Below are 6212 nucleotides of genomic sequence, written 5' to 3'. Positions count from 1 at the left end.
GTCGGGCCATACTGCAACGCGGCCTGCGGGTTGTCGGCAAACATGCGGGCGCACGCCGCCTGAATCGCTTCTACCGGGAAGGTGACCGGGGCGGGCAGGCCGCCGGCAAACGAAATGACCTCAGGGCGTTCGGTGATCTTGAGGATTTCCCGGATCGCCGAGCTGGTCAGTTTCTGAGCACGGTTGGAGAAGGTACAGGCGGTGTGGTCCATGGTGTGGTCCTTGTGTTGCGGCGCCCACCTCGTGAGCGGGCGCCGTGGGTGGGCAAAGCGAAAAGAATAGCAGGCAACGCCCCTGACTTGCAGGGGCTGGAACGACGCCGGGTGAAACGATTAAGCGACTTCAGCAATCAGCTCGATTTCAACGCACGCGCCGAACGGAATCTGTGCGACGCCGAAGGCGCTGCGGGCGTGCTTGCCGGCATCGCCAAACACCTCGGCAAACAGCTCCGACGCGCCGTTGGTCACCAGGTGCTGCTCGGTGAACTCGGGCGTGGAATTGACCAGGCTCATGACCTTGACGATGCGTTTGACGCGGCCCAGGTCACCACCCAGGTGGGTGTTCAGCGTGGCCAGCAAGTCGATGGCGATGGCGCGCGCGGCGGCCTTGCCTTCCTCGGTGGTCATGTTGGCGCCCAGCTTGCCGACCCACGGCTTGCCGTCCTTCTTGGCGATGTGGCCGGACAGGAAGACCTGGTTGCCGGTTTGCGCGGCCATGACGTAGGCGGCGGCCGGAGCACCGGCGGCGGGCAGTTCGATGCCCAGTTGCTTGAGCTTGGCCTGGGCGTCGTGCGAGGCGGTCATGAGGACTCCTTGATGTGTTGGGTGAACAAAACCGAGTAAAGACGCTATCGGCGCACCGAAGTCCGCCGGCCGATGCCGACCACGGCAATCACTGCCAGTGCAAACAGCACAGTCGGCGCATCGAGCGATTCGCCCAGCAGCAGCCAGCCGCCGATCAACGTCATGAAAGGTTGCAGCAATTGTATCTGCCCGACCCGCGCAACACCGCCGGCAGCCAGGCCCGAATACCAGAACAGAAAGCCGATGAACATCGAGAAGGCCGACACGTAGCCCAGCCCGATCCAGGCGCGTGCCGAAGCATGTGCCAGCGCTTCGGCCTGATGCGTGGACGGTAGCCACGCCAGCGCGGCCACCATTGGCAGCAGCACCGGCAGCGAGATGACCAGCGCCCAGGCGATCGTCTGCGTGCCGCCCAGTTCGCGCGAGAGCTTGCCGCCGGTCGCATAGCCGAGAGCGCCGGTCACCATGGCGGCAAACAGCAGCCAGTCGGCGCGGTGCAGGGTGCCGGCCCCTTGCAGCAGCGCAAACGAGACGACCAGCACGCTGCCCACCACCGCGCACAGCCAGAACCCTGCCGATGGCCGCTCACGCCCGAACCACGCGGCAAACACCGCGGTTGCCAGTGGCAGCAGGCCAGTGATGATGGCGCCGTGTGCGGCGGGCACATCGCGCATCGCCAGCGAGGAGAACAGCGGAAAGCCGACCACCACGCCCATCGCCGTGACAGCGAGTTGCCGCCATTGGCGGCCCTGCGGGCGTTTGGCGGCGGGGAACGCGCCGGTGGCTGCCAGCAGGCCCAGTGCCAGAACGCTTGCCAGCACTGCCCGTACCAGTGCCACGAAGGTCGCATCCAGCTCGGCCACGGCCATGCGTGTGAACGGCAGCGTCTGGCTGAAGATCGCCACGCCGATGAAGCCGAGCAGTATGCCGCGGCGTTCGGCGTGGTCGGTGTGGTGCATTGGCAGGGTGGCGGATTTGTTCATGGCGCGCGTCCTTTCAATCCGCAAATGCCACCGCCACGCGGCGGTTCTGACGGCTCTTCTTCTCAATTTTGGTGACGACCACGCGGCCGATTTCACCGGTGGCGCGCACGTGGGTGCCGCCGCACGGCTGGCGGTCGATGCCGTCGATATGGATGATGCGGATGGCCGACGCGCCCACCGGAGGCGCCGCACCAATCGTGCGCACAAGCTCGGGCTGCGCGGCCAGTTCTTCGGGCGTGATCAGGTCGATGCGCACCGGCGTGTTGCGGCCGATCAGTTCGTTCAGTTGCGTGGTGAGTGTGTCGCGGTCGAGCGTCGATTCCGGCAGGTCGAAGTCGATACGGCCCGAGTCCGGCGAGATGCCGCAGCCCGTCACGGGCACCGGAATCAGCGAGCCCAACAGGTGCAGGCAAGTGTGCAGACGCATCAGGCGGTGGCGGCGCTCCCAGTCGATGGCGGCGGTGACGGCAGTGCCGGGCGCGAGCAGGGTGAGGTCTGCGCCGTCTGCCGGCACGTGCAGCACGGTCTGGCGATCGGGGCTGTAGATGGTGTCGGCTATCGCCACGGTCTGGCCATCTGGCAGGGCGAGGGTACCGGTGTCGCCGGCCTGGCCGCCGCTTCGGGCATAGAACACGGTCTGGTCCAGCTCGATGCCTTCCGGGTGCACGGCAACGATGGTGGCGTCGCAGGCGGTTCGGTAGGCATCTTCGTCAAAGCGCTTGAGCGTTGGCATAGCGGGGCTCCTGTGGGTGGAGTGTGCGCATAAGGGCGGAAATCCGACCTTGATCCTACCGAACTGTGTCTGTACAGTACCTGTACACTTTGTCGTGGTGCTTTCTGTACAGTTCTTTGGTCCCACAATCTGGCCTTCGATCATGACTGTCTCTTCCCAAGTCGTCAGCCTGGATGCCCGGCGCGCGGCTGCGCGGCCGGCTGCGGAGCAGCTGCCCGACCCGATTCCCTCGGCGCAGATGACGCTGGTGGACCAACTGACCGAGTGGGCGCGCATGCGCATCGACGAGCGTGTGTTCCGCGCCGGCATGCGCATGCCCTCGATCCGGCAATTGGCGCAGGAAAAGAGCATCTCGCGCTTCACGGTGGTCGAGGCCTACGAGCGGCTTGTGGCACAGGGGTATCTGGAATCGCGCCGTGGTTCGGGCTTCTACGTAAAGGAGCGCCACACGGCATTACCCGACGATCAGCCTGCCCCACCGCCGCTGGCAGTCGGGCGCAAGATCGACGTCACCTGGCTGTTGCGCAACATGTTTCTTTCGGCCGAGCCGCGCAAGTCGCCCGGCACCGGCTTTTTGCCCAACGGCTGGCTGGACGGCGAGTTGATCGCCAATGCCCTGCGCACACTGGGCCGCCAGAACGGCAACCAGTTCTTGGCGCCAGGCTTGCCGCAGGGCTTCTTGCCGTTGCGCCAGCAGTTGCAGACGCGCCTGGCGGAGCTGGAGATTGGTGCGCGCCCCGACCAGATCGTCATGACCTCGGGCATCACCTCGTCGCTCGACTTGATCGCGCGCCAGTACGTGCAGCCCGGCGATACGGTGCTGGTGGCCGATCCGGCGTGGTTTCTGATGTTCGGCCGCTTTGCCGCACAGGGCGCACAGGTGATCGGCGTGCCCTACACCACCGAGGGGCCGGACCTGATTGCGCTGGAGGGGCTGGTGCAGGTGCGCAGGCCCAAGCTGCTGATCATCAATTCGATCCTGCATAACCCGACGGGCACATCGCTCTCGGCCGCCAAGGCGTTCCAACTGTTGCGGCTGGCTGAGCAGTACGGCTTTCTGATCGTGGAAGACGACATCTATGGCGACCTTGCGCCTCCGGGCCACCAAGGCACGCGCCTGGCCAGCCTCGACCAATTGCGCCGCGTGATCTACCTGGGCAGTTTCTCCAAGACGCTGGCGATCAATTTGCGGGTAGGCTTTATCGCCTGCCACCCGGAGTTGGCCAAGAATCTGACCGATGGCAAGCTGCTGACCAACCTGACCACGCCCGAGATCAACGAGCGCGTGCTCTACAAGATCCTCACCGAAGGCCAGTACCGCAAGCACGTCGAGCGCGTACGTTCCCGCCTGGACCGCGCCCGGGATGGCGTGCAGCGCAGCCTGGAGCGCATGGGCCTGAAGCTCTTTGCGCAGCAGGGCGCCGGGATGTTCCTCTGGGCCGATACGGGGCAGGACACCAACGCCATCGCCCGCGCTGGGCACGAGCAGGGCTACGTGTTTGCGCCGGGCAGCCTGTTTTCGCCGTCGCAGATGCCGTCGACGTGGATGCGCTTCAACATCGCCACCAGCGCCGACCCGGACATGCTTCGGTTTCTGGCAGAGCAACTCGATCGCGGCGGCTGACGGGTTGGGGATTCCGCGGTCTTGAAAACCCGGGCCGACGCCTTATCTAGCCTCACAAATTCATGCGGGCACACGCGCTACGTGTAGCCCGCTTCTCTTTCCGTTTCCACTTTTCAGACTTTTTACGCACACCATGAGCGCACCGCACGAGAAGATGGCTTTCCAGGCAGAAGTGAAGCAGCTTCTGCATCTGATGATCCACTCGCTGTACAGCAACAAGGAAATCTTCCTGCGCGAGCTGGTCTCCAACGCGTCGGACGCGGTGGACAAGCTGCGCTTCGAGGGCATCGCCAATCCGCAACTGCTGGAAGGCGGTGGTGAGCTGGGCATCCGCATTGGCTTTGATGCCGCCGCGCGCACCATCACCATTGCCGACAACGGCATCGGCATGAGCCGCGATGAGGCCATCCGCAACCTTGGCACCATCGCCCGCTCGGGTACGCGCGAGTTCTTCAGCCAGCTCTCGGGCGACCAGCAGAAAGATGCAGCGCTGATCGGTCAGTTTGGCGTGGGTTTCTACTCCGCCTTTATCGTGGCCGACCGTGTGACGGTGGAATCGCGCCGCGCCGGCGTGGCCGCCAATGAAGGCGTGCGCTGGGAAAGCACCGGCGACGGCGAATTCACCGTCGACACCATCGAACGTGCTGAACGCGGCACCACCATCACGCTGCACCTGCGCGAGGGTGAGGACGATTTCCTCTCCGCCTGGCGCATCAAGTCGGTCGTGCAGAAGTATTCGGACCACATCTCCCTGCCGATTCAGATGCGCAAGGAAGCGTGGGACGAAGAAAAGAAGGAGATGGTCGCCCAGGACGAATGGGAAACCATCAATCAGGGCAGCGCCCTGTGGGCCCGCCCGCGTGCCGACGTGACCGACGAGCAGTACATCGCCTTCTACCAGCATATTGCGCACGAGAACGGCAAGCCGCTCGCGTGGACGCACAACCGCGTGGAAGGCCGCAGCGAATACACGCAACTGCTGTACCTCCCGACCAATGCGCCGTTCGACCTGTGGGATCGCGAGCGCCGCAGCGGCCTGAAGCTGTACGTCAAGCGCGTGTTCATCATGGATGACGCCGAGCAACTGCTGCCGGGCTATCTGCGCTTCGTGAAGGGTGTGATCGATTCGGCAGACCTGCCGCTGAACGTGTCGCGCGAAATCCTGCAGGAGAGCCGCGATGTGAAGGCCATCCGCGAGGGCTCGACCAAACGCGTGCTGGGCATGCTCGAATCGATGGCCGAGTCGGATGACGCGGCCGAGAAGGAGAAGTACACCACCTTCTGGCAGCACTTCGGCCAGGTGCTCAAAGAGGGCATTGGCGAGGATCACGCCAACAAGGACCGCATTGCCAAGCTGCTGCGCTTTGCTTCCACGCACAACGAAGACAGTGCTCAGACCGTATCCCTGGCCGATTACATCGGCCGCATGAAGGAAGGTCAGGACAAAATCTACTACGTGACCGCCGAGAATTGGACGGCCGCCAAGTCCAGCCCGCACCTGGAAATTTTCCGCAAGAAGGGCGTGGAAGTGCTGCTGCTGACCGACCGCGTGGACGAGTGGATGCTCTCGTTCCTGCACGACTTTGAAGAGAAGGAACTGGTGTCGGTGGCGCGTGGCGATCTGGACCTGGGCGCGATGGAAGATGAAGCCGAGAAGGCTGAGCACGCCAAGGTGGAAGGCGAGTTCAAGGCGTTGGTCGAGCGTGCCAAGACGGTGCTGACCGACAAGGCCAAGGATGTGCGCATCACGCATCGCCTGACGGATTCGCCGTCGTGCCTGGTGGCCGATGATGGCGACATCAGCGGCACGCTGGCGCGCCTGCTCAAGCAGGCAGGTCAGCAAGCGCCCGACAGCAAGCCGGTGCTGGAGCTTAACCCGACGCATCCGCTGGTGCGCAAGCTCGCGCTGCTGGAAACCGTGACCGGCAACGACGCCGATCGCGTCGCGTTTGAAGATCGCCTGCACGTGCTGTTTGATCAGGCTCTGCTGGCCGAGGGTGGCTCGTTGACCGACCCGGCGGCTTACGTGCAGCGCGTGAATCGCCTGCTGGCCTGATCGCCCTTGGCTC

The 6212-nt window shown here is 64.4% G+C and carries 5 protein-coding genes and 1 pseudogene; 2 read left to right on the top strand and 4 right to left on the bottom strand.

Annotation, left to right across the window (positions count from 1 at the left end; all coding sequences use genetic code 11):
• The 4 genes and pseudogenes from JHD73_RS15145 to JHD73_RS15130 all read right to left on the bottom strand — a co-directional run.
• A pseudogene (locus JHD73_RS15145) lies at positions 1-212 on the bottom strand (PLP-dependent aminotransferase family protein); the annotation flags it as partial.
• Between the two features lie 120 nt (positions 213-332).
• A complete protein-coding gene (locus JHD73_RS15140) occupies positions 333-803 on the bottom strand; it encodes a RidA family protein (protein ID WP_199031095.1) in 471 nt (156 codons plus the stop codon).
• A gap of 44 nt (positions 804-847) precedes the next feature.
• Complete coding sequence (locus tag JHD73_RS15135) at positions 848-1786, bottom strand: DMT family transporter (RefSeq protein ID WP_199031094.1); 939 nt, start codon at positions 1784-1786, stop codon at positions 848-850.
• A gap of 13 nt (positions 1787-1799) precedes the next feature.
• Complete coding sequence (locus JHD73_RS15130; protein ID WP_199031093.1) at positions 1800-2519, bottom strand: alanyl-tRNA editing protein; 720 nt, start codon at positions 2517-2519, stop codon at positions 1800-1802.
• A 142-nt stretch (positions 2520-2661) separates the two neighbouring features.
• Here JHD73_RS15130 and JHD73_RS15125 point away from each other — a divergent pair, with 142 nt between their 5' ends.
• Together JHD73_RS15125 and htpG are read left to right on the top strand one after the other, a co-directional pair.
• Positions 2662-4143 carry a PLP-dependent aminotransferase family protein gene (locus JHD73_RS15125; RefSeq protein WP_199031092.1) on the top strand — a complete coding sequence of 494 codons (1482 nt, stop codon included), beginning with the start codon at positions 2662-2664 and terminating at the stop codon, positions 4141-4143.
• 133 nt (positions 4144-4276) lie between these two features.
• Complete coding sequence (gene htpG / locus JHD73_RS15120; protein WP_199031091.1) at positions 4277-6199, top strand: molecular chaperone HtpG; 1923 nt, start codon at positions 4277-4279, stop codon at positions 6197-6199.
• The last annotated feature ends 13 nt before the right edge of the window (positions 6200-6212 follow it).

The organism is Ralstonia sp. ASV6, from assembly GCF_016429285.1.
In the GTDB taxonomy this organism is placed as follows: Bacteria; Pseudomonadota; Gammaproteobacteria; order Burkholderiales; family Burkholderiaceae; genus Ralstonia; species Ralstonia flaminis.
The sequence above is the reverse complement of the archived record's forward strand: the minus strand, read 5'-3'. Positions and strand labels throughout refer to the sequence as shown.